The 460-nt window shown below is 41.5% G+C and carries 1 protein-coding gene and 1 pseudogene; both read right to left on the minus strand.

The genetic code is table 11. The features are described 5' to 3' along the window. Positions 1-139 (minus strand): annotated as a pseudogene (locus IRQ78_RS20890) (IS3-like element ISLbl1 family transposase); the annotation flags it as partial. A 41-nt stretch (positions 140-180) separates the two neighbouring features. After that, a partial coding sequence (locus IRQ78_RS20440) for a transposase (RefSeq protein ID WP_194442984.1) occupies positions 181-460 on the minus strand: 280 nt, incomplete at its 5' end.

Genomic DNA, 460 nt, shown 5'->3' on the forward strand with positions numbered 1-460 from the left:
TGCAGTGCTCTTGGTCGCTGACATGCTTTAGAAATTTCAGTAACGAACTGTTCTCTTTATGGCGTGTGCTAGGTAATTGCTTTAACCATTTATAATACCCAGCCGGCGACACAGATAACCAACTGCACAACTTCTTCACTGTGCGTTTRGCGTCTGTGACCTTGTGGATATATTCGAACCTTATTCTTTTAGGCTGTCGAAGTAGACCTTCGCCTTTTTTAAAACGTCATTCTCCAACTGAGCATCTTCGAGTTGCTTCTCAAGCTTRCGAATTTGGCGTTCTAAATCTGYGTATGATTTGTCAGGGCCTTGGTTCTTTAGTGGCTTTGCCGTTTTCTTTTTCGAGGTCATGTGACTTCTCCAACTTGATAGCATGTCAGGATGAATWCCGTAYTTATTAGCGACCATCTTAACTGTATCTGTGGTGTCTAACGACTCTTGAACGACTTTTATTTTAAAT

Origin of the sequence: Pseudoalteromonas simplex, from assembly GCF_015278155.1 — a bacterium.
In the GTDB taxonomy this organism is placed as follows: domain Bacteria; phylum Pseudomonadota; class Gammaproteobacteria; order Enterobacterales; family Alteromonadaceae; genus Pseudoalteromonas; species Pseudoalteromonas simplex.